At 47.8% G+C, this 25421-nt stretch carries 23 protein-coding genes; 11 read left to right on the forward strand and 12 right to left on the reverse strand.

Annotated elements, in window-relative coordinates:
• Positions 1–203, forward strand: a 203-nt coding sequence (locus VHA_RS19150) for a hypothetical protein (protein ID WP_040528980.1), incomplete at its 5' end; no start/stop codon positions are given.
• A 213-nt stretch (positions 204–416) separates the two neighbouring features.
• Here the strand turns inward: VHA_RS19150 and VHA_RS13065 are convergent.
• The 4 genes from VHA_RS13065 to VHA_RS13080 form a co-directional block, all read right to left on the reverse strand.
• The gene (locus VHA_RS13065; RefSeq protein WP_005505042.1) at positions 417–1460 is read right to left on the reverse strand and encodes an IS110 family RNA-guided transposase; all 1044 of its coding nucleotides are present in this window, start codon (positions 1458–1460) and stop codon (positions 417–419) included.
• A gap of 443 nt (positions 1461–1903) precedes the next feature.
• The gene (locus VHA_RS13070; protein WP_005505044.1) at positions 1904–2926 is read right to left on the reverse strand and encodes an IS110 family RNA-guided transposase; all 1023 of its coding nucleotides are present in this window, start codon (positions 2924–2926) and stop codon (positions 1904–1906) included.
• Positions 2927–3017: 91 nt separating this feature from the next.
• The gene (locus VHA_RS13075) at positions 3018–3296 is read right to left on the reverse strand and encodes a type II toxin-antitoxin system RelE/ParE family toxin (protein ID WP_005505046.1); all 279 of its coding nucleotides are present in this window, start codon (positions 3294–3296) and stop codon (positions 3018–3020) included.
• Positions 3293–3577: a type II toxin-antitoxin system TacA family antitoxin gene (locus VHA_RS13080; protein ID WP_005398409.1), complete on the reverse strand. Its 285-nt coding sequence runs from the start codon at positions 3575–3577 to the stop codon at positions 3293–3295. The genes VHA_RS13075 and VHA_RS13080 overlap by 4 nt, the downstream gene beginning before the upstream one ends.
• Before the next feature lie 198 nt (positions 3578–3775).
• Here VHA_RS13080 and VHA_RS13085 point away from each other — a divergent pair, with 198 nt between their 5' ends.
• Complete coding sequence (locus tag VHA_RS13085; RefSeq protein ID WP_050778565.1) at positions 3776–4210, forward strand: hypothetical protein; 435 nt, start codon at positions 3776–3778, stop codon at positions 4208–4210.
• A gap of 275 nt (positions 4211–4485) precedes the next feature.
• Here the strand turns inward: VHA_RS13085 and VHA_RS13090 are convergent, their stop codons facing one another.
• Entirely contained in the window at positions 4486–4785 is a 300-nt protein-coding gene (locus VHA_RS13090; protein WP_005505048.1) for a type II toxin-antitoxin system RelE/ParE family toxin, read from the reverse strand.
• Positions 4782–5027, reverse strand: coding sequence for a type II toxin-antitoxin system ParD family antitoxin (locus VHA_RS13095; RefSeq protein WP_005505050.1), 246 nt, complete (start codon positions 5025–5027; stop codon positions 4782–4784). Before VHA_RS13095 ends, VHA_RS13090 begins: the two co-directional genes overlap by 4 nt.
• A 156-nt stretch (positions 5028–5183) precedes the next feature.
• On the opposite strand from VHA_RS13095, the gene VHA_RS13100 reads away from it, so the two are divergent.
• Positions 5184–5723 (forward strand): isochorismatase family protein, encoded by a 540-nt coding sequence (locus VHA_RS13100; RefSeq protein ID WP_005505051.1) that lies wholly within the window; start codon positions 5184–5186, stop codon positions 5721–5723.
• Between the two features lie 118 nt (positions 5724–5841).
• Here VHA_RS13100 and VHA_RS13105 read toward each other — a convergent pair whose 3' ends face one another.
• From VHA_RS13105 to ebgR, 4 genes are all read right to left on the reverse strand, one after another.
• Positions 5842–7275 (reverse strand): amino acid permease, encoded by a 1434-nt coding sequence (locus VHA_RS13105; protein WP_005505053.1) that lies wholly within the window; start codon positions 7273–7275, stop codon positions 5842–5844.
• Between the two features lie 77 nt (positions 7276–7352).
• Positions 7353–7805 (reverse strand): beta-galactosidase subunit beta, encoded by a 453-nt coding sequence (locus VHA_RS13110; protein ID WP_005505055.1) that lies wholly within the window; start codon positions 7803–7805, stop codon positions 7353–7355.
• A 3-nt stretch (positions 7806–7808) separates the two neighbouring features.
• Complete coding sequence (gene ebgA, locus VHA_RS13115; protein WP_005505057.1) at positions 7809–10907, reverse strand: beta-galactosidase subunit alpha; 3099 nt, start codon at positions 10905–10907, stop codon at positions 7809–7811.
• Positions 10908–11256: 349 nt separating this feature from the next.
• A complete protein-coding gene (gene ebgR / locus VHA_RS13120; RefSeq protein ID WP_005505059.1) occupies positions 11257–12243 on the reverse strand; it encodes a transcriptional regulator EbgR in 987 nt (328 codons plus the stop codon).
• 380 nt (positions 12244–12623) lie between these two features.
• Here ebgR and galE point away from each other — a divergent pair, with 380 nt between their 5' ends.
• The 7 genes from galE to VHA_RS13155 all read left to right on the forward strand — a co-directional run bounded on the left by galE (position 12624) and on the right by VHA_RS13155 (position 21725).
• Positions 12624–13643: a UDP-glucose 4-epimerase GalE gene (galE, locus tag VHA_RS13125; RefSeq protein WP_040529220.1), complete on the forward strand. Its 1020-nt coding sequence runs from the start codon at positions 12624–12626 to the stop codon at positions 13641–13643.
• Positions 13644–13725: 82 nt separating this feature from the next.
• On the forward strand, positions 13726–14778 hold the full coding sequence (locus VHA_RS13130; protein ID WP_005505068.1) for a UDP-glucose--hexose-1-phosphate uridylyltransferase: 1053 nt from the start codon (positions 13726–13728) through the stop codon (positions 14776–14778).
• Between the two features lie 80 nt (positions 14779–14858).
• Complete coding sequence (gene galK, locus VHA_RS13135; RefSeq protein WP_005505078.1) at positions 14859–16019, forward strand: galactokinase; 1161 nt, start codon at positions 14859–14861, stop codon at positions 16017–16019.
• Between the two features lie 9 nt (positions 16020–16028).
• Positions 16029–17093 carry a galactose-1-epimerase gene (galM, locus tag VHA_RS13140; RefSeq protein ID WP_005505080.1) on the forward strand — a complete coding sequence of 355 codons (1065 nt, stop codon included), beginning with the start codon at positions 16029–16031 and terminating at the stop codon, positions 17091–17093.
• Positions 17094–17426: 333 nt separating this feature from the next.
• A complete protein-coding gene (locus VHA_RS13145; RefSeq protein ID WP_040528988.1) occupies positions 17427–19058 on the forward strand; it encodes a sodium/sugar symporter in 1632 nt (543 codons plus the stop codon).
• A gap of 11 nt (positions 19059–19069) precedes the next feature.
• On the forward strand, positions 19070–21004 hold the full coding sequence (locus tag VHA_RS13150) for a DUF294 nucleotidyltransferase-like domain-containing protein (protein ID WP_226926520.1): 1935 nt from the start codon (positions 19070–19072) through the stop codon (positions 21002–21004).
• A gap of 1 nt (position 21005) precedes the next feature.
• The gene (locus VHA_RS13155) at positions 21006–21725 is read left to right on the forward strand and encodes a 3'-5' exonuclease (protein ID WP_005505086.1); all 720 of its coding nucleotides are present in this window, start codon (positions 21006–21008) and stop codon (positions 21723–21725) included.
• A gap of 14 nt (positions 21726–21739) precedes the next feature.
• On the opposite strand, the gene VHA_RS13160 is transcribed toward VHA_RS13155, so the two are convergent.
• Both VHA_RS13160 and pyrC read right to left on the reverse strand, forming a co-directional pair.
• On the reverse strand, positions 21740–22729 hold the full coding sequence (locus VHA_RS13160; RefSeq protein WP_005505088.1) for a substrate-binding domain-containing protein: 990 nt from the start codon (positions 22727–22729) through the stop codon (positions 21740–21742).
• 211 nt (positions 22730–22940) lie between these two features.
• On the reverse strand, positions 22941–23978 hold the full coding sequence (gene pyrC, locus VHA_RS13165; RefSeq protein WP_005505090.1) for a dihydroorotase: 1038 nt from the start codon (positions 23976–23978) through the stop codon (positions 22941–22943).
• A gap of 368 nt (positions 23979–24346) precedes the next feature.
• Between pyrC and VHA_RS13170 the strand changes: the two genes are divergently transcribed.
• Entirely contained in the window at positions 24347–25417 is a 1071-nt protein-coding gene (locus VHA_RS13170; RefSeq protein WP_005505106.1) for an NAD(P)H-dependent flavin oxidoreductase, read from the forward strand.
• The last annotated feature ends 4 nt before the right edge of the window (positions 25418–25421 follow it).

Genomic DNA, 25421 nt, shown 5'->3' on the forward strand with positions numbered 1-25421 from the left:
TTTTGGCTGCGCCAGCAGCCAATGCTCTCGAACAACAAATCTGTCTACTTCGTTCTGTCGCTTTCGCCGTTAAGTCGTCGCTTACGGCAAACACATATAGAAGGTCTCTTACTGCGGTCTCAGCGCTGCCTGCCAGTCGTGTGACAGGGCCATTAGACATTATTCGGTTAACCCAAGCTGGCACTATTCAAAAAGAAGGCTAAACAATGGTTTTCCAGTTATCTTCAGGCTCAGGTTGGGTGTAAGCAACTTTGTTGTTCGTTTGGGGGCGCAACAATGGGGCGGCTAATCAAAGCAAAGGGGCTTGGACAACCGTTGGCACAGCAGGCCATGAGGGCTTAATGCCCAGTGAACTCAGTCAGCAACGTGCTCCTTCTCAGCACCAGTTAGACGTTCAGCTCACCCCATTGTGCGACTTATTCAGGTAAGAACTTCTGTTCATCAAACACGGTTTTATTCCTCAACATAAAGTAAACACAGCGCCCCAGCTTGTGGGCGAGTGCAGACAAGGCTTTGGCTTTGCTCATGCGTTTTTGTAAACGTGTGAGGTATTTCTTCGCTTTTTCATTGCCACGAAGGTAAAGGACAGCAGCTTCGGAGAAGGCCCATTTAAGGTGTGCGTTGCCGATCTTATTGCCGCAGGTTCCATATTGCTTTCCCGCGGATTCAGCTTTGCATTTAATTAAACGGGAATAAGACGCGAACTGCTGAACGGTCGGAAAGCGTTGGATATTGCCGATTTCGTAAAGAATGGTCAGCGCCAGAATACGGCCAATGCCAGGGACGGTTTGCAGCAGTTGGTAATCCTGCGGGTTATGTTGTTTGGCGTTCTGTTCGATGAAGTGTTCAACGCTCGCAAGTTCTTTGGTGTAAAAGGCAATCACGTTCAAATCGAGATCAATGTTGCGGTTAATGGCAGGTTTATCGAATCGGTTGCGGACTTCCTCTCGGGCATACGGATAGCGCAGCTGAAGGTTAGGCGATGGATGATTGTATTGACTGAAAGTGTTAAAAACATGCGCTTTTAAGTCTGCGCCGTGACGCATGATCTTGGTTCGACGGCGAAGTAAGTCACGGGTGGCACGCATGGCTTTGGGGTAGACGTAAGCAAGTGGGAAGTTACCGCCCCTGAGAAGAGAAGCAATCTTATAGGAATCAATGCGGTCGTTTTTAGTTTTCCCGCCGTGAATCGCCTTCATGTAAAGCGCGTGACCAAGTACAAAATCAAAGGCGTAGTCGAGGCATAGGTCACTGACCCAATACCAGCAATGCATGCACTCGACGCCGACAACAATCTGGTCTTGGTAAGGCGCGATAACATCTAAAAGCGCGTCAGGATTGGCATCGATTTTCTTGTGAAGCAGCTTGTTGCCCGCAGAATCGAGGATGCAGACATAAAGAATGCGCGCATGCAGATCGATGCCGCAGTAATAATCATGCTGTTGGTTATAGAATCTCATTGAGTCTTCTCCGTTTGGTTTCGTCGCCTTCCAGCTTAGCCGGACGGTTAAGTTGGAGGAGAAGGCTCAATGAGTATCAAACTGTTTAAGAGGGATTCACAACGCTTGGCATTTTTGGTTTAATTCGGCTTAAGTGTTTACGGCACAATGGTTTAGGTTAGGTGGTGGCGTTGTTCACCACTTAACGCGGCTACATGGATTCCCCCGTTCGTCAAACATCCGCTAAACTTTTGAAGATAGGTTTTGGACTGCCGCTCTACATTCGGCCTTTCGCTGACTCACGTCATGGCCCTGATGACATTGCGCGGTTGCAGTGCCTCATTCGTTAGAAGGCATCAATGTGCCCGCCGCATTAACAGGCTCTCTGCAAATGGTCTTAACCTTTCCTCATCAGCTGCGTCTGCAATGACCCGGTTGGTGTGTTTCCTTGCGCCGCCTCTTACTTAGGCGGCGTAGTCTTGATACTCAGTTTGGTTGTGTAACAGTGCCCAGATAATCCGGGCGTTCTTGGCTGCTAAAGCGACAATGGCGCGGTTCATTCCTCGTCGTTCGAGGACGTTTCTCCCCCAGACGCTGAGCCTGTCCTGTTTTTCACCCAAGTTCGTAATGACGGCTCTCGCGCCATGAACCAAGAGCGTGCGTAGGTATTTGTCACCGCGTTTACTTATCCGCCCAAGTCTGGGTTTACCGCCAGTTGAATACTGTTTGGGCACCAGCCCAAGCCAGGCGGCAAAGTCTCTGCCGGAGTCGAACTGTTCGCCTTTACCAATGGTGGCAATAATTGCGGTTGCCGTTTGAGGACCAATGCCTCGAACCTTAAGAATACGCTGCGCATTGGGGCTGGCCTTGGTCACCATGTCAAAGCACAGTTCGGTGTCGTCGATGCGTTGGTTGAGTACTTGTAGATGCTCAAAACAATCACCGAGCACAGCACGAGCAATATCAGGCAGTCCGTTATCCGCGGCTTCGAGAATAAGCGGAACATCACGTTGAATCGCGTGGCGTCCGGTGGGGATAACTATCCCAAACTCAGCGAGCAGGGCACGAATGCGATTAATGAGCGCGGTGCGTTCTTGAACCCAATGTTCCCGCATTCGGTGGATGGAGAGAATCGCCTGTCGTTCAGGTGATTTAACAGGAACGAAGCGGGTGGCATGGCGCTGAACCGCTTCGCAGATAGCGATGGCGTCATTGAGGTCATTCTTGCCTTTAGTACGGTAAGGGGCAACATATTTAGCGGCCATGATTCGGGCATCATGGCCTAACTTGATGAACTCTCTTGCCCAATAATGCGCCCCAGAGCACGCTTCGATGCCTATACGCATGGTTGACATATTTGCTAATGTAGTCAGCAATTTAGCGCGTGATACGGATTTGTGAAGAATGACCTTTCCTCGGTCATCAACCGCGTGCAGGGAGAAGTGGTGTTTGGCGAGGTCAACGCCACAAAAGAATTGAGAAGACATGGTTACCTCCGGTATTTGATGCAACACCTAAGTGTGGCAAATCCTCGTGAGGGGGAATCCATGTCATTCGTTAGTTCCCCAGAGGAAGCAATCAATCCGCAGGGAATTTTTGTTTCTGGTGGAGTACACGCATAACTCGGATGATATCGCCTTCGACCCAGTAAGAGACAATCATCGAAATCTCAGGAATAATGAGCAATCGTCCGCGGATGCCATCTCGTTGTACACCCATTAAAGGTTGTTCAAGCAAGTTTTCTACTTTGGCTTCAATGAGGTAGTCAGTCTTTTCTGCCGCATCAGGGTTGAAGTCATAGAGAAACTCGAAGATCTTTTCACGATCATTAAGTGACTCTTCTTCCCATAAAATCATTGCTTACCTCGATTACGGATTCTGGCTTTGCGCTCTTCCATTCGAGATTTAGCAGTTTGGTGCTCAACGAAAACGGATTTTCCTGAGTCAAACTTCTCAAATGCTAGGTTTACTTGTTCAGTTAGCCATGCATCGTGAGATAATGTTTTTCTTTGTTGTTCAGCGAGTTGCTCAGTAAGTTCACGGCATGCGTCACTCAGAGTGCGACCTTGGCTCTCAGCCATTTGTTGAGCTAGGCGTTTTGTTTCTTCATCAACACGAAATTGAATTCTAGTGTCCATGATTTATTCCTTTGTTGGTGTGTGTACAAATGTTAGCACTGGGCTTTGAGATGGGCAACTAACTGTTCAAGAGGGATTCGCAACGCGTGGCATTTTCATTATGCGTTGGTTTTAGTGTTTAAGGTGGTATGCGGCGGCTTCGGTATTGCGTTGCTCACCTTTACAGGGCTAGGTTTTTAGGGAGAGGAGGGAACCCTTATGGAATTACAACAGTTTGTCAAAGAAGCTTTGATTCAAATTAATCAAGGTGTTAAAGAGGCACAGTCTGAAATTCGTCAGGCTGGCGGTAGCTTAAACCCTGCGATTAGAATTAGCCCGAAGTCATCGGAGTCACATGTATCCTCATTAAGTGATGGGCAAAATATATACACGGTAGACTTTGATATTGCTATATCTGTAGCAGAGAACTCCGATACATCTGCCGATGGGAAATTGACTGTGGCTTCAGTCTTATCGTTTGGTGGAGGAGCGACCTCCTCTGAATCTAACTCAACATTAAGTAAGATTGCTTTTAAAGTTCCATTAGCTCTTCCGGTTGACCCAGAATCTAGTCAGCGGCTAAAAGAGCAGGATTTGCAAAATCAAAGAGAAATGGAGCGCTTGAACAATCAAACTTATGACACGGGCTGGTAAACCTAACACATATGAGCCCTTCTCCGGTCAATAGGCAATAGCATTCTTTTGGCTGCGCCAGCAGCCAATGCTCTCGAACAACAAAGCTGTCTACTTCGTTCTGTCACTTTCGCCGTTAAGTCGTTGCTTACGGCAAACACATATAGAAGGTCTCTTACTGCGGTCTCACCGCTGCCTGCCAATCGAGTGGCAGGGCCATTAGACATTATTCGGTTAACCCAAGCTGGCGTGGTATGCGGAAACTCAGGCATTGCGTGCCTCACACCTCAACGCGACTATGCGTCGAATATTGGGTTAACATCCATGCTCTTATGAAGAATTCGGATTACCCTGATTTGTTGGCGGCCTGTTTGCAGATAAAAGATGACGTGACTACCTTGGGAAAATTTTCTGTATCCCTCTCGGATTTCATCGCATGATTTACCGATATCGGGATTTTCCGCTAAAAGCCAAAATGAGTCATCGAATTGCTTTAAATAAACATTTCGCTGCTCTTTTCCCCAGCGGCGTTGAGTGAATAAAGCAATATCCCGTAAATCGGTTTTAGCGGCGACAGTCAGATTAAATAGTTTCATCGACGGTTTTCTTCACTATCGAGTTCATTGACGAAGCTATCAATGTCATAATCAGCGTCATCACTTTGCTCTCCTTCAACAAGTAATTGACGGAGTGACTGTAGTTTGGTTTCTTGGTTTTCGAGTAAACGTAGCGCAGAACGAATGACTTCACTTGCTGAGCCGTAACGGCCACTTTGTATTTGGCTTGTAATAAAGCTATCGAAGTGTTCACCAAGAGTGATACTTGTGTTTTTAGCCATGTGCCTTTCTCCAGAAATACCAAAAAGTACCTAATTATGGTATCAGGTGGCGTTTGGTGCAAGGCGCGCATAACAAGGCTATGAGACACAGCTCTGGTAAGTTTTCTACTTTCATCTCGATCAGATTGTCGATTCTACATAAGCCAAGGAGGGGGCATGTTATCACGGAAGAATACGGGGCTTGTTGTCGTGGATGTTCAGGGCAAGCTTGCCCGCTTAGTCCATGACAGTGAACGAGTCATTGCCAACTGTGAAACGCTAGTGAAAGGAGCAAGGGCGCTCGGATTGCCGATTATCCTGCTTGAACAAAATCCCGACAAATTAGGTTGCACAGTTGATGAGCTTAAGGCTCACCTTGATGGTGTCGATCCTATATCCAAATTCACTTTTAATGCCTGTGAAGCACCGGAATTTCTTGAAGCCGTTAAGGCGATGAAAGCAGATACCTGGTTAATCTGTGGTATTGAGGCGCATATCTGTGTGTATCAAACAGCAAGAGGCTTGGTGGATGCCGGTTTTAATGTTGAGCTTGTCAGTGAGTGTGTTTCTTCACGTACATTGTCCAATGTGCAGCTTGGTATAAATCGTTCGAAAGACAATGGTGTAACGATCACGGGGTTGGAAATGTGCCTTTATGAACTGGTGCAGGACTGCCGTCATCCTGTGTTTAAACAGATACTCAGCCTCGTTCGCTAGTATCAGGTCTGGGGCCTTATAATGCAGTTCGCAAAATCCCGGCTCAAATATAAAAAGGGCACCATGCGGTGCCCAGGGTGCCTAAAGCCAACAGGCTTTGGTTATTGAGAGTGTAATTTTATACTGCATGGGAAGCTGGTTTGGCTTCTTTTATACGCTCTTCCTTGTTCAATGACTTTTCGTATTGGCTGTATTTCCACCAAGCGAAGCCAAGGAAAATCACAATACCGCCAACGTTGTAGAAAATGATGGTCATAATGTCAGCACCTGTCGGGAAGGTGGACGCCAGGAAACCAACCGTAAAGATAGCGATCAACACGGAGACGGTGGCGATGCCCATCTTGCGTGAACCCATTTTAAAATCGCGCTCTAGATGATCCAGTTTTAAGCGCAGGTTCAGGTAAGCCAACATAATGAACAGTGGTGGTAGCATCGATGCCGCCGCCGTCATATTGATGACAGTGTTCATCAGATCTTGAGCGGTATCTGAACCGAGTGTTGGGATGATCATCAATGGAATGACGATAAGGAACTGGTACCACGCCGCCCGCGCAGGCACGCCGTTTTCATTCAACTCAACGGTTTTCTTACCAAAGATGCCTTCTGGAATTTCAGAGAAGAAGATTTTCACCGGCGTTGCTGTCCACATCAGCAGCGAGCCAAACATGGCCGTGAAGGATACCAAGCCTACAAAGCGGTTCATCAACACCTCTGGCAAACCAAAGTACGCAGCCAAACCTTCAAATACCTGCACCGAGCCGCCTGTGTATTTTAGGGTTTCGCAAGGAACAAACACGTTAATCAGCACAGAGGCTATCGAGTAAAGCACACCGATAAAAATACCGGCGATGATGATGACTTTAACGAACGATTTCGAGCCGCCTTTCACATCGTTTACGTAAACCGCGACCGATTCTGCACCACCAGCCGCCATAAAAATCCACGTTGTAATGCCTAAAAACGCCCAGCTGAAATCAGGGATCATCGCTTCTACGGTGATCGGATCAGCCGGTTCTACGCCGCCGATCAACGCTGCGCCAGCGAGCAAAATGTACGACATCGTCAGTAGCAGCATGAGGGAGGAAGTCACCGACGTGATTGGCCCCAACATTTTCGCGCCGTTCGTCGATACATAGGTGGCAAACGCGAACAGAATCATACTGAGTACGGTAGTGGTGAATGGCGTCAGAATGTATTCATAGCCCAAGAACGCGTACGACGCATAAGCGATAACGCGCGGTAGCAGTGATGTAAAGAAAAACAGGTTGACGAACCAGTACGTGTAGGCAGAGATAAACGCCCAGCGACCGCCGAGTGAGCTTTTCACCCATGCGTAAACACCGGCTTCAGAATCTTTATTTAAAGAGACGAATTCGGCGATGATCAAACAGAAAGGGATGAAATAAAAAATGGTCGCCAGAAAGAACATTGGCGCAGAAGCTAAACCGATCTCAATGTTGTTATTTATGACGTTGTTAAAGCTAAATACTGCGGCAAAGGTGAGGGACAACAACCCGAATTTGCCTATCGTATTGCGTTGGGATTCAGACATGTTCTATCTCCGGTGAATCACGTTGGAATTGGAGGGGGAAGGGCTTGTCATGCTAGGCATACAGCCCTTCTCTTGTTTTATTTATTCAGGAAGTAGCCATCTTCGATGGTCACTTTGAGCACCACTTTTCTTACGCGGTTGTCTCCGTGGAAGCGGTAGGCTTTGCTGTTTTCAAAAATTGCCACCAGGCCTTCGCAAAGCTCGCGTGTTTCACCGTGACCGGAAAAGAATTCTCGGTCGGTTTCATCACGATAAGCTTGTTCAAGCTTCAATGCGGTTTTATCGGCAAACTCAACAGTTTCACGGCCTTCGAGGTAGTAATGCACATCGAAGTAGCGACGGTGGCCGATGAACGTTTCAGTTTGTTTTGCGATGCCATCTTCCACCATGTAAACCAGCGAATCGCCAATCGAGTGCATCACGCCATCGTTGATGTTGCCGATATTGCTAATGGCTTCCACACAGCGATGCCATTTGCGACCGTTGCGATATACCTGTTTGAATTGCGCCAAGCTGTCTAACACGATCATGGGTTACGCCTCGTTGACTGGTTGAGTGTTGGATTGAGTGAAAAACGCGTTGTCAAAATCATGGTTTGCCATGGCTTGTGCACTGCAATCGCCCGTCTGAAGTGGCATCAGCGTCAAACCGTAGCGGAACGAGTCCATGTACACGCGGTAAGAGTCGAGTACTTCGCTGCCCCACGAGTTGGAACCTAATCCCATCACCTGGTGATCAAGGTTAAGGGTGATGTAACCGCTCTTTTCCAGCTCAATCGTATGTTGCGCTTCATGCAGGTTTTGATTGGTGTAGAACCACGCGCTGAAGTTGATTTCTTGCTGAGGTTTCACCAATAACCCTGTGCCGTGACGGTTAGTGAGTGATGCCCAGCGCACGTGTTGGCGGTTGCCATTGTTTTGTGGGAATGGATAATTCTCGAACATGTCCTCGACGGTGCTGTGGTAAACATCAATGATGTTTGCCTGACGGCTGTCTTGGTAGTTTTCTCCTGGTCCCCGGCCGTAGTAGCTCACTTGGTCGAAGCTGCCGTTAATGCCCAAATCCAAACCAATCACAGGAATCACATGCGGGTAGTCGCCGTAACGTTCGCCACTCAGTTCCACGTTCAAATGGCCTTGAGCATTGATTTGGTAGCGATAGGTACAGCGCATGCCAAAATCGAATACTGGCGGCGCAATGATGCTGGTGGTGGTAATGACTACCGAATCGCCAGTTGCTTCCACATTCAACGTGCGGAAGTGCTCTTGCATGATTTGTAAGTGCGCGGGGTGCCACAAGCCTTCGTACTCTTGTTTGTGGTTATCAATCATTGGCTTGAAGAAGTTCAGTCTTGGCTCAGATTGAATCAGCTCTTCACCATTTACGCGCCAAGAAGTCAGCTTGCCATTCACTTTGGAGAAGGTGAGGGTGAAGTTATAGCCTTCAATTACCTGTTCCAACCGACTTTCGTTAACGACTAATGGTTGTGCGTTGTGATTGATAAATGCGGGTACAGAAGCAGTGTTTTCTTTTAGCTGGAACTGATACACCGCGATCTCGTGGTTCGCGTCGCTGTAAAGTGTGCGGCTGTCTTTACGTACTGTGAAGTTAATAAACGCTTCGCGATCGTCCAGCTCTGGCAATTCAATGGTTATTTCACGTGCGCTGTTTGCGGGTAGACCTTCCACCTTAAATTGCACGCTACGCAGGGTTTCACCTTCGGCACGAACATCAGCAGTGATGGTGTAATCATCGAGGTTGGAGAACCACAATTTATTCTCTACGATGAATCGGTGATTGCACCCCTCAACGGCACAGATTTTCACAGGCGCGATGACTTGTTTGTATTCTTTGAGACCTGGGCCCGGAGTTTGATCTGGGTAAATCAAACCATCCATGCAGAAGTTGTAGTTGTTTGGGTAGTCGCCGTAATCGCCGCCGTATTTGTAGAACTCCTGACCGTGTTCATCACGGGCCAGAATGCCGTGATCACACCATTCCCAGACGTAGTGACCCTGAATGTGGTCATGTGCATAGAACACATTTTGGTATTCTGTCAGGCCGCCCGGTCCGTTACCCATCGCGTGTGCGTATTCGCAGATAATGCGCGGTTTCTCGTGTGGGTGTTCGCCAAAGTAATTCATCAGCTGGGCGCGTGAGTACATCGTCGAAATCACATCGACGACTTCAGCATCGCGGTCTTCTTCGTAGTGAACCAAACGGGTGTCATCAATTGCTTTGGTCGCGGCATACATCGCGCGGATATTACAGCCATAACCCGATTCGTTACCGAGTGACCACATGATGATAGAAGGGTGGTTCTTTTGCGCATGAACATGACGCACTGCGCGATCGACAAACACCGCTTCCCACGCGGGATCGTTGGTGATGCGGCTCAGGTCGCCAACGTTGGCAAAACCGTGGGTTTCAACGTCGGTTTCTGCCATCACAAACAGGCCATAAATATCACACAGCTCATAGAAGCGCGGATCGTTTGGATAGTGCGCGGTGCGAACTGAGTTGATGTTGTGCTGCTTCATCAACATCAGATCTTTTTCTACGCGATCCATGCCTACAGCACGGCCTTTTAGATGATCGTTGTCATGACGGTTCACACCGTGCAGCATCACGTATTGATTGTTGATGTAAAACAGACCATCGCGCACCTTGATATCACGGAAACCAACGCGTTGAGGAATCACTTCCACCACGTTGCCTTGGTGATCTTTTAAGGTGATGAACAAATGGTAAAGGTAAGGATTTTCTGCCGTCCAATGCGTTGGGTTCACCATATCAATGGCAAAGCTTGTTGAACTGTTGTTTTGGATAGTGAGTGATTCGCATTGACCACTGGCAACGACAGTGCCTTTGTCATGCAGCGCGTATTCCAGCGTATAACCTGATGCGAGAGTGGACGAAAGGTTTTCCAGTTCTACCTGACAGCTTAAGGTCGCGCTTTGGTAATCGTCAGTGAAATCGGTGCGAACAGTCAGGTCTTGGACGTGAACGTGCTCCTTTCCGATGAGGTAAACGTCACGGAAAATGCCCGCAGTCCACCACATATCTTGGTCTTCAATATAGGTGGAATCAGCCCACTGCATCACGCGCACAGAGAGTAAGTTCTCGCCTTGTTGGACGAACTTGGAAATGTCGAACTCCGCGGTGAGTCGGCTGCCTTTGCTAAAGCCAACATACTTGCCGTTAACATACACTTCAAAGTAGGTTTCCACACCGTCAAATTTGATGATGGTCTGTTGGTTATCCCACTGCTGACCAAGTGTAAATGTACGCTGGTACGCGCCCGTTGGGTTATCGGTTGGCACAAATGGCACATCGATAGGGAAAGGGAAACCTTCGTCGGTGTATTGCAGGTCGCCGTGGCCTTCCATTTGCCACATGTTGGGGACGGTAATTTGCCCCCAATCATTCATCTTTTGTGAGTAAAACGCCTCGGGCACCAACATGGGATTGGTGAAATAGCGGAATGTCCACTGGCCGCTGAGCAACATAAAGCGGCGACTTAGTTCTCGTTGAAAGGTTTGTGCGCTTTGCACAGAATCGTATGAGAAAAAGTACGCACGTGGCGCCATACGATTTTCGTGCAGATGTTGGAAGTTTTCCCAATTGTTCACGTTTCGATCTCCCCCTCGGCATAGTGTGATCATGTTGGAATGCGGTTTGGTTTCGCTATGCCTCAACATAAACCCAATAACTGCTGCCGGTATCTGGTGAAAAATGCTTATGAATAATCTGAGAAAGATATTAGTAAAAGTTTTACTAAAATAAATCGGTGGGAACGTTTTACTTTAACTTGGTCACGTTTTATATGACCAATGTTGAGCAGGATGTGATCAGCGTAAAGGAATGCGTTTTCAACCGTTTTGGAAAGTAATAACAGTAAAATTTCGGTAGGAAATAGAAAGGGAAATAATAAAGCACTGAAAATTCAGTGCGTTATTTAAGCAGATTTGAGTCGGTTTTTTATCGCGTTGTGCCGCGTAGTTTGAGTTTGCTTGGAACGTACACTTGAAGAGGCAAAGCGCGGCCGTCACGGTATTTTTCTACTAATAGGTTTACGCCCTGAATCCCCATCATTTCAGAATGAATACGAACAGTGGATAACGGCGGAAAAGTAAAGCGGGCAGTGGGTATATCATTGACACTGATAAGCGCAATATCATCGGGAATGTTTAAACCAAATTCATGAATGGCACGCAGCACACCAATCGCGATGGAGTCTGAGGCAATGAACATCGCTTTAGGGAAATCACCTTTCGCCAGCATCTCTTTTGCTAAGTTGTAACCGGACAGGCTGGAGAAATCGCCACGGTAAATATCTCCGTCAGAGACCACACCTTTCAGGCGACCGTATTCCACAAATGCATTTTCACGAATGTCTGCGGTGTTGGGTTCATCCTGACCACCAATAAAACCGATACGTTCGTAGCCTTGATGTACAAAAAAATCAACAACTTGCTTACTTATCCGTGCCAGATCAATATCAACACAATCATAAGGGCTGGTGGGATCAGAAAAGTCGATATAGCACATGCTATCGGCTAAACGCTTAGGTAATTCACTGATCACCTTTTGGTCGATTTTTCCGACTAACAGGACACCGGTGATCTTTTGCATTTCAACATCAATGTCGCTGTTGTAGCAATTGGTTAGCGAAATGCCCAGTTTATCGCACTGGGTTTCAATCCCATGGCGAATTGACAAGTAATAGGGGTCATTCACTTCTGCTTCTTGCTTGTAGTTGTACAAGGCCAAAAAGTGATGCTTTTGCTTTATCTCTTTGGTGGTTTTCTTGGCACTGCTGGTACGATATTCCAGCTTTTCTGCAATTTCTAAAATGCGGTGTTTGGTTTCTTCTTTAACGCTCAACGTCGGATCGTCATTCAATACCCGCGATACGGTTGCCAGTGAGACCCCCGCTTCTGTGGCGATATCTTTTAGTGTTGCCATGTACGCTTCCCGTTGGCATTGCTCACTGTCCAAGTGAGAGTTTAATCATCTGGGCATTGTAAACAGCCACTTAGGGATGTACAAATTTTTAGTAAAACGCTGCTTTCAATGAAAGAGAGCTGTATTGCCATGATTCACATTTAAAACACAATACTCCCTTAGTTTGATTTAACTAAAACAGAACGGAGAAGCCATCTATTCGTCTTATTTTGTGGAAACGTTTACACTGCTTGAGATTGATCACAGAACGGAGTAGGTGTTGGTTGCTAGACTTTTATCCAGTGAAGGGACGAGTGTATTGACATTGATGTGATTGACATTGGGTTCGATCAGCATCATGGCGCGATATCAAACAGGAAGCAGTGAGTGGAGAAGCAAAAGTGAAAGTTCTTGTGACAGGCGGCCTGGGATACATCGGCAGCCACACATGCGTTCAGATGATTAACGCAGGTATAGAACCCATTATCGTTGACAACTTGTGTAACGCCAAACTGGAAGTGTTAAACCGTATTGACGCGCTCACCGGTAAACAGCCTATGTTTTACCAAGGTGACATTCGTGATGAGGCGTTTTTGGATTCGGTGTTCGCCAAACATGACATTCAGGCGGTGATTCATTTCGCGGGCTTGAAAGCGGTGGGGGAATCAGTGGCAAAACCGCTGGAATACTACGATAACAACGTCAATGGCTCCTTGGTGTTGGTGCGCAGCATGCGTAAAGCGGGTGTAAAAAGCATCGTATTCAGCTCATCGGCAACGGTTTATGGCGATCCTGACATTGTGCCTATCACCGAAGACTCTCCAACCGGGGCGACAACGAACCCTTACGGTCGCAGCAAATATATGGTGGAAGCCTGTTTGAGCGACTTGTTTCACGCAGAAAATGACTGGAGCATCACGTTGCTGCGTTACTTCAACCCAGTTGGCGCGCACCCATCGGGCACTATGGGTGAAGATCCGCAAGGCATCCCAAATAACCTGATGCCGTTTATCGCCCAAGTCGCCGTTGGCCGCCGAGAAAAACTTTCGGTATTTGGAAGCGATTACCCAACACCAGATGGCACTGGTGTACGCGATTACATCCACGTCATGGATTTGGCCGATGGTCATATCGCTGCCCTCAAGTCCGTGGGCGAGAAACCGGGTTTGCACATTTACAACCTGGGTACAGGTAAAGGCTCCAGCGTGCTTGAGATGGTTGAAGCCTTCGCTGCCGCTTGCGGTAAACCTGTGCCGTATGAATTGTGCCCGCGTCGCCCTGGCGACATTGCCGAATGCTGGGCGAGCACGGAAAAAGCAGAGCGCGAATTGGGCTGGAAGGCAACACGCAGCGTGGCTGACATGACTGCCGATACGTGGAACTGGCAGTCAAAGAATCCAAACGGCTATTCCCCTGCGTGATTGAAGCCGCAGCGCTGTTTGTTGTGCTTCTCACGCTTTTGAGAAGTCCATTTAGGAGCATTTTTAAGAGTTGAGTAATAAAATGTCGAATGTTGAATTTAACCCAGTGGATCACCCCCACCGTCGTTACAATCCACTGACGGGGCAATGGATTCTGGTTTCCCCTCACCGTGCAAAACGTCCTTGGAGTGGTGCGGATGAGAAGCCAGCACTGGATGAGCTACCAAGCTACGACGATAAATGTTTCCTTTGCCCGACCAATACGCGTATCTCTGGTGATGTCAATCCAGATTACTCAGGCACATACGTGTTTAATAACGATTTTGCCGCGTTGATGGTGGATTCGCCAGAGGCGCCAGAGTCAGACAATCCACTATTTAAAACTCAGGGGGTGCGCGGTTTGAGCCGTGTCATTTGTTTCTCTCCTGATCACAGTAAAACTTTACCAGAGCTACCCGTCGACAAAATCCGTGGTGTGATTGACACATGGAACGAACAAATCGAAGAACTGGGTAAAGACTACATTTGGGTTCAGGCGTTCGAGAACAAAGGCGAAACCATGGGGTGCTCCCAACCGCATCCACATGGACAAATCTGGGCGAACAGTTTTTTACCCAATGAAATTGAACGCAAAGAGCAAAATCTAAAAGCGTACTACCAACAACATGGCAGCAACCTGCTGGTGGACTATATGCAGGCTGAACTCAAAGATGGCTCGCGCATTGTGGTTGAAACTGAGCACTGGGTGGCGCTTGTCCCGTATTGGGCGGCGTGGCCATTCGAAACCATGTTGCTGCCGAAAACGCACATCCGTCGAATGAATGAGTTGAATGATGCGCAACGGGATGACCTTGCCGTCGCCATCAAAAAACTGACCAGCCGTTACGACAATTTATTCCAATGTGCTTTCCCATACTCAATGGGTTGGCACTACGCGCCTTTCTTTGAACAAGGCACCGACATCGACCATTGGCAGCTTCACGCACTCTTTTACCCGCCACTGCTTCGCAGCGCCACCGTTCGTAAGTTCATGGTGGGCTATGAAATGCTGGCAGAAAGTCAACGCGATCTTACTGCAGAGCAAGCGGCGCAGCGTCTGCGTGATGTCAGTGATGTGCACTACAAAGAACAGTAACCTTCTTCATTGTTGACGTGTCACTTAGCTGCAAGCATTGATGAAAAGAAGTAAGCAAATTTTACGTTTAGGAATCCCATATGTCTGATCTAATCCAAGCGGTTAAAGCGTCTTTCGAACAAGTGTTGGGCTATGCGCCCAGCCATATCATCCAAGCGCCCGGCCGTGTGAACCTGATTGGTGAGCACACCGATTACAACGACGGTTTTGTTTTGCCATGTGCCATTAACTACCAAACCGTAGTGGCGGCAGCAAAGCGTGAAGACAATATCGTTCGTGTCGTGTCAGTGGATTACGGCAATGCAGTTGATGAATTCGATATCACCCAGGAAATCACTTTCCAACAAGACAAAATGTGGGCGAACTATATCCGCGGTGTGGTGAAGTGCCTTCTTGCGCGCGGCTACCTGTTCACCGGTGCGGATATCTCGGTGAGCGGTAACGTGCCTCAAGGGGCAGGATTGAGCTCATCCGCGGCATTGGAAGTGGTGATTGGCCAAACCTTTAAAGTGCTGTTCAATCTTGAGATCAGCCAAGCGGAAATCGCGTTAAACGGTCAGCAAGCCGAGAACGAATTTGTCGGTTGTAACTGCGGCATCATGGATCAAATGATTTCAGCGGAAGGTCGTGAAAACCACGCCATGCTATTGGACTGCCGCAGTCTGGAAACCCAAGCGGTCTCTATGCCAAAAGACATGGCGGTGGTGATCATCAACTCGAATAAAAAACGTGGCTTGGTAGACAGCGAATACAACACTCGTCGTCAGCAGTGTGAAGAAGCCGCGCGTATCTTCGGCGTGAAAGCGCTGCGTGATGTGACGATTGAACAGTTCAATGAGAAAGTCGCTGAGCTCGATGAAATGGTGGCAAAACGCGCCCGTCACGTGATCACAGAAAACGATCGCACTGTTGAAGCGGCGCAAGCGCTACGAGCACACGACATGAAGCGCATGGGCGAGCTGATGGCTGAGTCACATGCATCCATGCGCGATGATTTCGAAATCACGGTAGAAGAAATCGATACGTTGGTTGAGATTGTGAAAGACGTGATTGGCGAGCAAGGCGGCGTGCGCATGACGGGTGGTGGTTTTGGTGGCTGTATTGTAGCGCTTGTACCACCGGCACTGGTTGGCGAAGTGAAAGCAGCCGTAGACGCGAAATATCCGGCGGCAACGGGCTTAAAAGCCTCGATTTATGTTTGCCAAGCCAAAGATGGTGCAGGTCTGGTTGAAGTGTTGTAAGGACCTATAATGAAGGCATATTTTGAACAACTAAAACAAGCGATGTCGCAAACGCCATCGTTTGACGGTCATGCTGCAAATCTGATCCATCTGACTAACGCGAATGGCATGACAGCATCGTTTATGGATATTGGTGCGACGTGGTTGAGCTGTACGCTGCCAGTGAATGGTGAAACGCGTGAAGTGTTATTGCGTTCGCCGAATATGGCAGAGCACATGAAGCAAGACGCTTACTTTGGTGCCATTGTTGGCCGATTCGCCAACCGAATTGCAAAAGGTCAATTTGAGCTAGAGGGTAAGCAGTATCAACTGGGTATCAATAACGGTGAAAACTCACTCCACGGAGGCTTGGATGGGTTTGATAAACGCCGCTGGAAAGTCGAAGAACAAAGCGATCAACATGTGATTTTTTCGCTTCACTCACCCGACGGTGACCAAGGTTATCCGGGCAAGCTCGATGTTAAGGTCACGTATACGCTCACTGACGAGAATGAGTTGGTTATTGCCTATGAAGCGACAACCGATAAAACATCGCCAGTGAATTTAACCAATCACGCGTACTTTAACTTGGCGGGTGAAGCGAGCAACGCGAAAAGCTTGGATCACACATTGCAGCTTCACGCAGCGCATTACTTGCCAACGGATGCGGGGTTAATTCCTACCGGTGAACAAAAGCCTGTTTCAGGTACCAGTTTTGATTTCACTGAGCCAAAACCGATTGGCCAAGAATTTCTGGCTGAGCAGGATCAGAAAACGGCTGGTGGCTACGATCATGCCTTTGTGTTCAAACCTGAAGTGACGGATGGTGAGTCTGTCGTCGCGATTTTGGTTGCCCCAAATGAAGACGTGGTGATGAAGGTCAAGACCACCAAACCTGCTATCCAGTTCTATTCAGGGAATTTCTTAGCGGGTACGCCGGGTGCGAGTAAAACCTATGAACGCTATGACGGCCTGGCTTTGGAAACGCAATACTTTCCAGACGGGCCAAACAAACCCGGGTGGGGATGTAACAATGGGGTGTTGAGAGCAGGGGACTGCTACCAGCATCAGACAGTGTATCAGTTTGAATTTTAGAGAGTATTTAAGGTGGGTTACATGCCTGCCTTTTTTGTTTTTTTGCATCATCTACCCACCAAACAGCCTCTCCATCAATGACTGCGCCAAGGGAAGTGAACACAATCATGGATATGCTGTGACGTTTTCTATTGGCCTTGTTTGTTATCGTTTACATTCATGTATATTCAATGAATTCTATGCAAAAAATATTCAGTTATGTATTTGCGTACATTGACCATTTATAGGTGTTTAGAACAAAGATTCATCAATATATGTGATTTTAGTTGCGTTTTGTTTGTATGGTATCGTTTACACTGCGTGGCGTAAGTGAAGTTACTATAGGATAAACAAATGTCTAATATAACGCATGGCCTTAGCGGTATTGACATAATGGTATTCGCCATTTATGTCGCCATTATTATTGGTGTCGGGCTTTGGGTTTCCCGTGATAAAAAAGGGGCTCAAAAAAGTACAGAAGACTATTTCTTGGCGGGCAAATCTCTGCCTTGGTGGGCTGTTGGGGCATCCCTGATCGCTGCTAACATTTCTGCCGAGCAGTTTATCGGTATGTCTGGTTCAGGCTTTTCTATTGGTTTGGCCATTGCGTCATACGAATGGATGGCAGCCATTACGTTGATTATCGTCGGTAAATACTTCTTGCCTATTTTTATTGAAAAGGGCATCTACACTATCCCCGAGTTTGTCGAGAAGCGTTTCAATAAGCAGCTTAAAACCATTTTAGCGATTTTCTGGATTTCACTTTACATTTTTGTCAACCTCACTTCTGTACTGTACTTGGGTGGTTTGGCGCTGGAAACGATTCTGGGCATCCCATTAATGTACTCAATTGTGGGTCTGGCTCTGTTTGCTTTGGTTTACTCAGTTTATGGTGGTCTATCTGCGGTCGTATGGACAGACGTGATTCAGGTATTCTTCCTGGTCCTCGGTGGCTTTATGACAACCTTTATGGCAGTGAGCTACATTGGAGGTGCTGATGGTTGGTTAGCCGGTATGTCAAAAATGGCGGAAGCAGCACCCGGTCACTTCGAGATGATCCTTGACCCAAGCAACCCACAATATATGAACCTGCCTGGTATCGCAGTACTGATTGGTGGTCTGTGGGTAGCCAACTTGTACTATTGGGGGTTCAACCAGTACATCATCCAAAGAACATTGGCAGCGAAGTCCGTCGCGGAAGCGCAAAAAGGTATCGTATTTGCCGCATTCTTAAAACTTATTGTTCCATTCCTTGTGGTTATTCCAGGTATCGCTGCGTATGTCATCACCTCTGATGCACAATTAATGGCGGGTCTTGGAGAAGCAGGGGCATCAAATTTACCTAGCGCGGCACATGCGGACAAAGCGTACCCTTGGTTGACTCAATTTCTCCCTGTTGGTGTGAAAGGCATCGTCTTTGCGGCACTGGCAGCTGCTATCGTGTCGTCACTGGCATCTATGCTTAACTCAACCGCAACCATTTTTACGATGGACATCTACAAAGAGTACATTGCACCAGAGTCGGGTGACCATAAACTGGTTAACGTGGGTCGTGCGGCTGCGGTTTGTGCACTTGTCATTGCCTGTTTTATCGCCCCAATGCTAGGGGGTATCGGTCAAGCATTTCAATATATTCAAGAGTACACAGGTCTGGTTAGCCCAGGTATTCTAGCCGTGTTCCTGCTGGGTCTATTCTGGAAGAAAACAACCAGTAAAGGTGCCATTGTTGGTGTGATTGCGTCGATTCCATTCGCGTTGTTCTTAAAATTCATGCCACTATCAATGCCATTCATGAATCAGATGCTATATACCTTGTTATTCACTATTGTAGTGATTGCGTTCACGAGTCTGAGTACTTCTGTTAACGATGACGATCCAAAAGGTATCAGCGTTACAGCCTCTTTGTTTGCGACTGATCGTAGTTTTAACATCGCGTCATACGGCATTATGATCATACTCACCGTGCTTTATACACTCTTCTGGTAAGTAAACGGTTAATGAAGCTCCGCGATCACTGGCGGAGCTTTTTTGTTTTGAACCGTTTTTCGTTTGTTATTTCTTTTCTTATGACGGGGGATGGAGAGCAGATGGATTCTACTTTGCTACCTAATGTTGTTGCGTTTCTTAAAACGATTGACCCCTTCTCTCAGTTGCCGGATGAGACGTTAGACAGTATCGCCTGTGAAGCGGATATTTTGTTTTGGGGACAACAACAAAAAATGACGCTAAACGATGTCTCCGATCGTAGCTTGTATATCATCCGTTCAGGTGTGATCGAGCAGCGTTTTCCCAATGGTAATCTCAGGTCACGACTTGGTAAAAATGACCTGTTTGGTTTTAATTTAGCGCAAGACAACTACAGCATTGAAACCGTTGAAAGCTGCTTGGTATACAGGTTTAACTATACGTCGTTGCTCGAGAAACTCGTTAATTTTGAATCTGTTGTCGATCAACTCTCCAGTAGCGCCAACCACCGTCTAAAATCCCGGGTTGACAGTGAGTTGATGGAAGCAGGGAAGGGCATCTATTTTAAGCCGGTAAAAGAGGTCGCTTATTGCGATGTGGTGACGGTGACACCGAGTACATCGATTCAGCAAGTGGCAAAACAGATGCGTGACCACCAAGGCAGTACCTGCGCATTGGTTCTTGATGATGGTGCGCTGGTAGGCATTGTCAGTCAGCGCAATCTCAGCAATCGCGTCGTAGCAGAAGCCATGGATGTTTCTGCCCCAATTCGCGATGTGATGACACCTGACCCCTACACTCTCAGGCAAGATGAATTGGTACTCTCTGCGGTTAATCTGATGATGAAGCACAATGTCCAACACGTCCCCATCATCGATGCAGATAAGCATGTCCTTGGTTTGGTTACGCCCAAGCAATTAGTGCAAAAACATGGCGTACAAGCCATCTACCTGATTGAAAAAATTCGCAATTGCAATACGTTAGATGCATTAGCAACGCTAACCCCGTTGCGCCAATCGGTATTTGAGGCGATGGTCGAAGCGCGTATGCCCGCGCAGACTATTGGTCAAGTGCTGACGATGATTTACGATGTGTTTACTTCTCAATTGTTGAAGATGGCTGAGCAGGCCATTGGCAAGCCACCTTGTCGCTATGCCTGGATCGTTGCAGGATCGCATGCAAGGTCGGAAGTGCATTTAGGCTCAGATCAAGACAACGCTTTGGTGCTCGAAGATTGCGCGACAGAAGCGGATAGGATCTACTTTCAACATTTCGCCATGTTTGTCTGTAAAGGGTTGGCAGCATGTGGATACTCACTGTGCAGTGGGCGTTTTATGGCTGCGACGTCAAAATGGAATCAACCACTTTATATCTGGCGGCAATATTACCGAAAATGGGCGAACAACCCCGAATATGACATGTTGCTCAACCTGAATGTATTTTTAGAAATACGTTTGATAGCGGGAGATGAAAGCCTGTTTGAGCAATTAGAACAACATCGTCACCAGTGCGTGACACACAACCCGCGCCTGATGTCTGCCTTGGTTAGAAATCTACTCAGAGAGCGACCACCACTTGGCATATTCAATAACTTAGTGTTAGAGAGGGATCAGAGTGATGGAAAAATGCTGAATATCAAAAAAGCAGCGATTGGTTTGCTGGTAGACATGGCAAGAATTTATGCGCTCAGTGAGGGGGGAGAAATGAATTCGACGGAGGAGCGAATTCAATTTGCCTATGACCAAGGACTCATCAACGAAAGCTCTTATCAAGATTTGATCGGCGCTTATCGCTATGTTACGCAACTGCGCTATACACATCATCTCCACTGTATTAGAGAAGGACATGGTGTCAGCAACGCGATTTATCCTGAGCGATTTGGCAGTTTTGAACGTCAACATTTGAAAGATGCGTTTCGTATTATTGGTGGTTATCAAGACGCGTTAAAAATGAAGTTTGGGTCTTAACATGTTTAAGAGAAATTCATGGAAAGCGGAAGGGTTAATCAATGAGCGAGTTTGCGCACAGCACCATTACCTTACAAGGGAACAGTGGCCATCTTCGTTGAGTGCGTTGATTGATATGCCACTACCAAGTGCATCTTCAGATCTTAAGTCACTTGACACGCTGGTATTGGACTTTGAGACCAGTGGTCTTGACCCAGAGCAAGATAAGGTCCTGAGTATGGGCTGGGTTGAGATCCGCCAGAGCCAAATCCGCTTGAGCAGTGCTCGCCATATATTGGTGAATCAGCCTGTTTTGAACGGATATGAATCGGCAAGAATTCATCACCTAAGGCCAGAAACACTACGTAATTGTGGAGTGAGTGAGCACCATGCGTTTTCGCAACTGTTTGATGTAATGAAAGGGAAAGTCATAGTGGCTCATGGTAGCGTAATAGAAAAGCGCTTTTTAGCGCGTTATCTCACTCTGCACTATGGACAAATCAATTTACCACTGGTTTGGCTCGATACATTAAAAATCGAACAATATCGTGAGCAGTTAAGACAGGTGTGCCGCGATTGGCGTTTGAGCTCGGTAAGAGCGGCACACGGTTTACCGGACTACCAGGCACATAATGCACTCAATGACGCGATTGCCACAGCAGAGTTGTATTTAGCGCAAGTTCACCGCTTATTTGATCATCAACGCGCACCGTTGCATGTTTTGGCCCGTATTTCGAGTTAAATACGGTGGACTAACTAAACCGAATTTCTACGCACTAATGTTGGGCTGAAGATTGCCGGTTCTGCCTCGATGTTTTCTCCGCTCGCCAGTGCTAACGCTAATTTTGCCGCACGTTCTGCCATCATTTCGATGGGATAACGAATAGTGGTTAACCCAGGACGGACGAAGCGTGCAATTAAACCGTCATCAAAGCCCACCAAGACCATATCCTTGGGCACGTTGATGCCGTTTTCCTCCAATACCGCCAGCGCCCCGGCGGCCATATAGTCGTTATAGGCAAACACGCCTGTAAAGGCTAACGATTTGGTGAGAAGCCGAGTCATTGCGATTTCGCCGCCATCACTGTTTGGTTCGCCGTATTCGATATAGCTTTTGGGCAGTTCAATACCGTGTGCATTCAGTGCAGCTTGATAGCCTTGCAAGCGTTGATGGGTATCTTCGATATCATGAGACGATGCAATATGGGCAATGTTTTTGTGCCCGTGTCGTATTAAATACTCGGTCGCGATGAAGGCGCCTTTTTCATTATCGAGTGAAATACAACGTCCCGCCAATTGAGGAATATGGCGGTTGATCAGTACCATCCCCTTGACTTCATTCGCGTAGCCGACCAATTCTTCATCTGACAGTGCTTTGGCGTGAATGACCATCGCATCACACCTGCTGTGGATCAGCAACTCAAGAGCACGGCGTTCATCGTCGGCGTTATGGTATCCGTTACCGATTAACAAGTGCTTTCCCTGTTTATGCGCAATGCGATCTACCGACTTGATCATCGTACCAAAAAAGGGGTCAGAGACATCACCGACCAACACACCCATGGTATTGGTGCTTTGGCTAACCAGTGCGCGTGCGGCTGCATTGGGCCGGTAGCCTAATTTACTCATGGCTTTAGTGACCGAGTCGATAGAGGCTTGGCTCGCTTTAGGAGATTTATTGAGTACACGGGAAACCGTCGCGACGGAAACGCCAGCTTCCTTTGCAACATCTTTGATCGTCGCCATAGCACGCCCTTACTGGCTAAAAACTTAAACGAGAAGTATTGAACACTTACTGTGTAACGATGACAAATTGATAAACAGCTTGTCAGCGAAAAGACACGTTATTTCGCTTGTATGCAGAGATATTCAATCAATGTATACGTTTACAGCACTGGGAGAGTACAGTACGTCGTTATTTGCTTCAAGGTGTATACTGTTTTCCACGTTTTCTGTTTTAGGTGAATGACTTCACTTTCCAGCGGATATTTTCACCGGCACGGATTGGCACAACAATGTCCTGGCCAAATGGCATGGTGGCAGGGACCAGCCACGCTTCTTTCGTCAGAGTGACGGTGTCGGTGTTCCGTGGCAAGCCATAAAAATCGGGTCCATTAAAGCTGGCAAATGCTTCCAGGTTCTCCAGTTTTCCTTCCTGCTCAAACACTTCAGCATAGAGCTCAAGCGCTGCATGTGCAGTGTAAGAGCCAGCGCACCCACAGGCTGATTCCTTCGCACCTTTTGCATGCGGCGCAGAGTCAGTACCGAGGAAAAACTTTTTGCTGCCACTGGTCGCAGCTTCAACCAAGGCTTTCTGGTGTGTATTACGTTTCAGGATGGGCAGGCAGTAGAAGTGAGGTTTGATGCCGCCAACCAGCATATGGTTGCGGTTATACATCAGGTGGTGGGCAGTAATGGTCGCCGCCACGTTTTCATTGGCATTCTTTACAAAGTTTACGGCATCGGCGGTAGTGATGTGCTCAAGCACGATTTTTAAGCCTGGGAAGTCATTCACGATTGGCGCAAGAACCGTCTCGAGGAACGCTTTTTCACGGTCGAAGATATCCACGTCATGATGGGTCACTTCGCCGTGTACCAATAGCAGCATGCCGACGTCCTGCATGGCTTCCAGAACAGGGTAAATGTTCTTTGCGTTGGTGACACCGGAATCTGAGTTGGTTGTTGCACCTGCCGGGTAAAGTTTTGCCGCGACCACCGCACCGGAGGCTTTCGCCTTGCGGATGTCGTCAGGGGCGGTGTTGTCGGTCAGGTACAGTGACATCAGCGGTTCAAATTGTGCGGAAGGCTTTTGCGCCATAATGCGTTCGCGGTAAGCCAGTGCCATGTCCGTATTGGTCACAGGAGGAACGGTGTTTGGCATGATCAGTGCGCGGCCGTTATAACGGCTGATATCGCGGACAGTATCTGCCAGTACATCGCCATCGCGAAGGTGGACATGCCAGTCGTCAGGGCGAGTAATCGTAAGTGTGGTCATCAAGGCGTCCCTCCATAGCTAAAAATCGGATTGGCGCCTGTTAGCAAGGAATGTGAAATAAAAACGCAAACGCTTGCGCTCAGGCGGCAGGATGATAGTGGAAAAGGGCTTTTATTTCATCTTCTTTCTCTCATTTTCGGGGCGTGGTGACGTTTTGTATGTTGGCTGCGTACGAGTGGAGGGTTGTTTGTTTGCCCCTGTTTACAGAACACTTTTGAGTGTATTTCGAAATCAATATGCGTATTAATGCATTTATTGTTTGAAGGCATCGTCAAAATAATGCCTTATTTATCAGGCAACGGATGGTTTTGGTTTATGGTTTGGCGGCACTGAATGTTTAACAGCCAACCGGGCAAAGGAACTGGAATATGGAAAAATTGGATTTCGCTGAGTGGCTAGGGATAGACATTCCCTTGGTTCAGGCACCGATGGCAGGTGTACAAAACAGCCGCTTAGCCATTGCTGTCAATGATGCTGGTGGGCTGGGTTCGATTCCCTGCGGAATGTTATCTGCAGAGCAAATTGTCGATGAAATCGAACAGTTTAGGGAGGCCAGTAGTAATCCTTATAATCTCAATTTCTTCTGCCATCCTTCACTTCCTTTTGATGAGATTTGTCACCGCCGCTGGCGGGCCGAGCTCAAACCTTTCTTCACGCGCTATGGTATTGATGAAAACACGCTGGATAACCGCGCCAGCCGATTGCCATTCAGTCACGAGATTGCAGATGTGATTGCACCTTATGCCCCGCCTATTATCAGTTTTCATTTTGGGCTGCCGGAGCCGTCTTTACTTGATCGGGTGAAAGGCTGGGGGACGAAAGTGTTCTCTTCTGCCACCACGGTGGAAGAAGCTGTGTGGCTGGAACAGCACGGGTGTGATGCTGTGATTGTACAGGGTGTGGAAGCGGGTGGTCACCGGGGGATGTTTCTTACAGAATCACTGGACTCCCAACGGCCAACGTTTGATTTGCTTCAGGATGTGGTTGACGCTGTTGGTTTGCCTGTCATCGCCGCTGGGGGCATCGCAACACGGGGGCACGTTGAGCATGCCTTGTCTCTGGGGGCTGCTGCTGTACAGGTGGGCACGGCGTATCTGCTTTGTCATGAGGCTAATACTTCGGCGCTTCATCGTCAGGCGTTAAAATCCAGTGCGGCGCAACATACGGCATTGACCAATGTCTTTTCAGGGCGTCCGGCACGGGGCATTGTCAACGGTGCTATGGCATCGCTCGGTTATATCAACGCGTGTGCGCCCGTGTTTCCCTATGCATCGATTGAAATGGCCCCATTACGCGCCGCCGCAGAAAAAGAGGGCAGGGATGATTTCACGCCCTTGTGGTCAGGCACTAACAACGCTCATTGTGAGGAAGTCAGTGCGGCAGACATTACCCGGATGTTGATGGGAATATCAGGTAGGGAGCAACCAAAAAGCGGATGAAGCC

Source organism: Grimontia hollisae CIP 101886, from assembly GCF_000176515.1.
GTDB classification, from domain to species: domain Bacteria; phylum Pseudomonadota; class Gammaproteobacteria; order Enterobacterales; family Vibrionaceae; genus Enterovibrio; species Enterovibrio hollisae.

Bases quoted from the DNA above. Each gene is read 5' to 3' on its own strand.
- VHA_RS13065 (WP_005505042.1), bottom strand. From the start codon at position 1,460: ATGAGATTCTATAACCAACAGCATGATTATTACTGCGGCATCGATCTG.
- VHA_RS13070 (WP_005505044.1), bottom strand. From the start codon at position 2,926: ATGTCTTCTCAATTCTTTTGTGGCGTTGACCTCGCCAAACACCACTTC.
- VHA_RS13075 (WP_005505046.1), bottom strand. From the start codon at position 3,296: ATGATTTTATGGGAAGAAGAGTCACTTAATGATCGTGAAAAGATCTTC.
- VHA_RS13080 (WP_005398409.1), bottom strand. From the start codon at position 3,577: ATGGACACTAGAATTCAATTTCGTGTTGATGAAGAAACAAAACGCCTA.
- VHA_RS13085 (WP_050778565.1), top strand. From the start codon at position 3,776: ATGGAATTACAACAGTTTGTCAAAGAAGCTTTGATTCAAATTAATCAA.
- VHA_RS13090 (WP_005505048.1), bottom strand. From the start codon at position 4,785: ATGAAACTATTTAATCTGACTGTCGCCGCTAAAACCGATTTACGGGAT.
- VHA_RS13095 (WP_005505050.1), bottom strand. From the start codon at position 5,027: ATGGCTAAAAACACAAGTATCACTCTTGGTGAACACTTCGATAGCTTT.
- VHA_RS13100 (WP_005505051.1), top strand. From the start codon at position 5,184: ATGTTATCACGGAAGAATACGGGGCTTGTTGTCGTGGATGTTCAGGGC.
- VHA_RS13105 (WP_005505053.1), bottom strand. From the start codon at position 7,275: ATGTCTGAATCCCAACGCAATACGATAGGCAAATTCGGGTTGTTGTCC.
- VHA_RS13110 (WP_005505055.1), bottom strand. From the start codon at position 7,805: ATGATCGTGTTAGACAGCTTGGCGCAATTCAAACAGGTATATCGCAAC.
- ebgR (WP_005505059.1), bottom strand. From the start codon at position 12,243: ATGGCAACACTAAAAGATATCGCCACAGAAGCGGGGGTCTCACTGGCA.
- VHA_RS13130 (WP_005505068.1), top strand. From the start codon at position 13,726: ATGTCGAATGTTGAATTTAACCCAGTGGATCACCCCCACCGTCGTTAC.
- galK (WP_005505078.1), top strand. From the start codon at position 14,859: ATGTCTGATCTAATCCAAGCGGTTAAAGCGTCTTTCGAACAAGTGTTG.
- galM (WP_005505080.1), top strand. From the start codon at position 16,029: ATGAAGGCATATTTTGAACAACTAAAACAAGCGATGTCGCAAACGCCA.
- VHA_RS13145 (WP_040528988.1), top strand. From the start codon at position 17,427: ATGTCTAATATAACGCATGGCCTTAGCGGTATTGACATAATGGTATTC.
- VHA_RS13150 (WP_226926520.1), top strand. From the start codon at position 19,070: ATGAAGCTCCGCGATCACTGGCGGAGCTTTTTTGTTTTGAACCGTTTT.
- VHA_RS13155 (WP_005505086.1), top strand. From the start codon at position 21,006: ATGTTTAAGAGAAATTCATGGAAAGCGGAAGGGTTAATCAATGAGCGA.
- VHA_RS13160 (WP_005505088.1), bottom strand. From the start codon at position 22,729: ATGGCGACGATCAAAGATGTTGCAAAGGAAGCTGGCGTTTCCGTCGCG.
- pyrC (WP_005505090.1), bottom strand. From the start codon at position 23,978: ATGACCACACTTACGATTACTCGCCCTGACGACTGGCATGTCCACCTT.
- VHA_RS13170 (WP_005505106.1), top strand. From the start codon at position 24,347: ATGGAAAAATTGGATTTCGCTGAGTGGCTAGGGATAGACATTCCCTTG.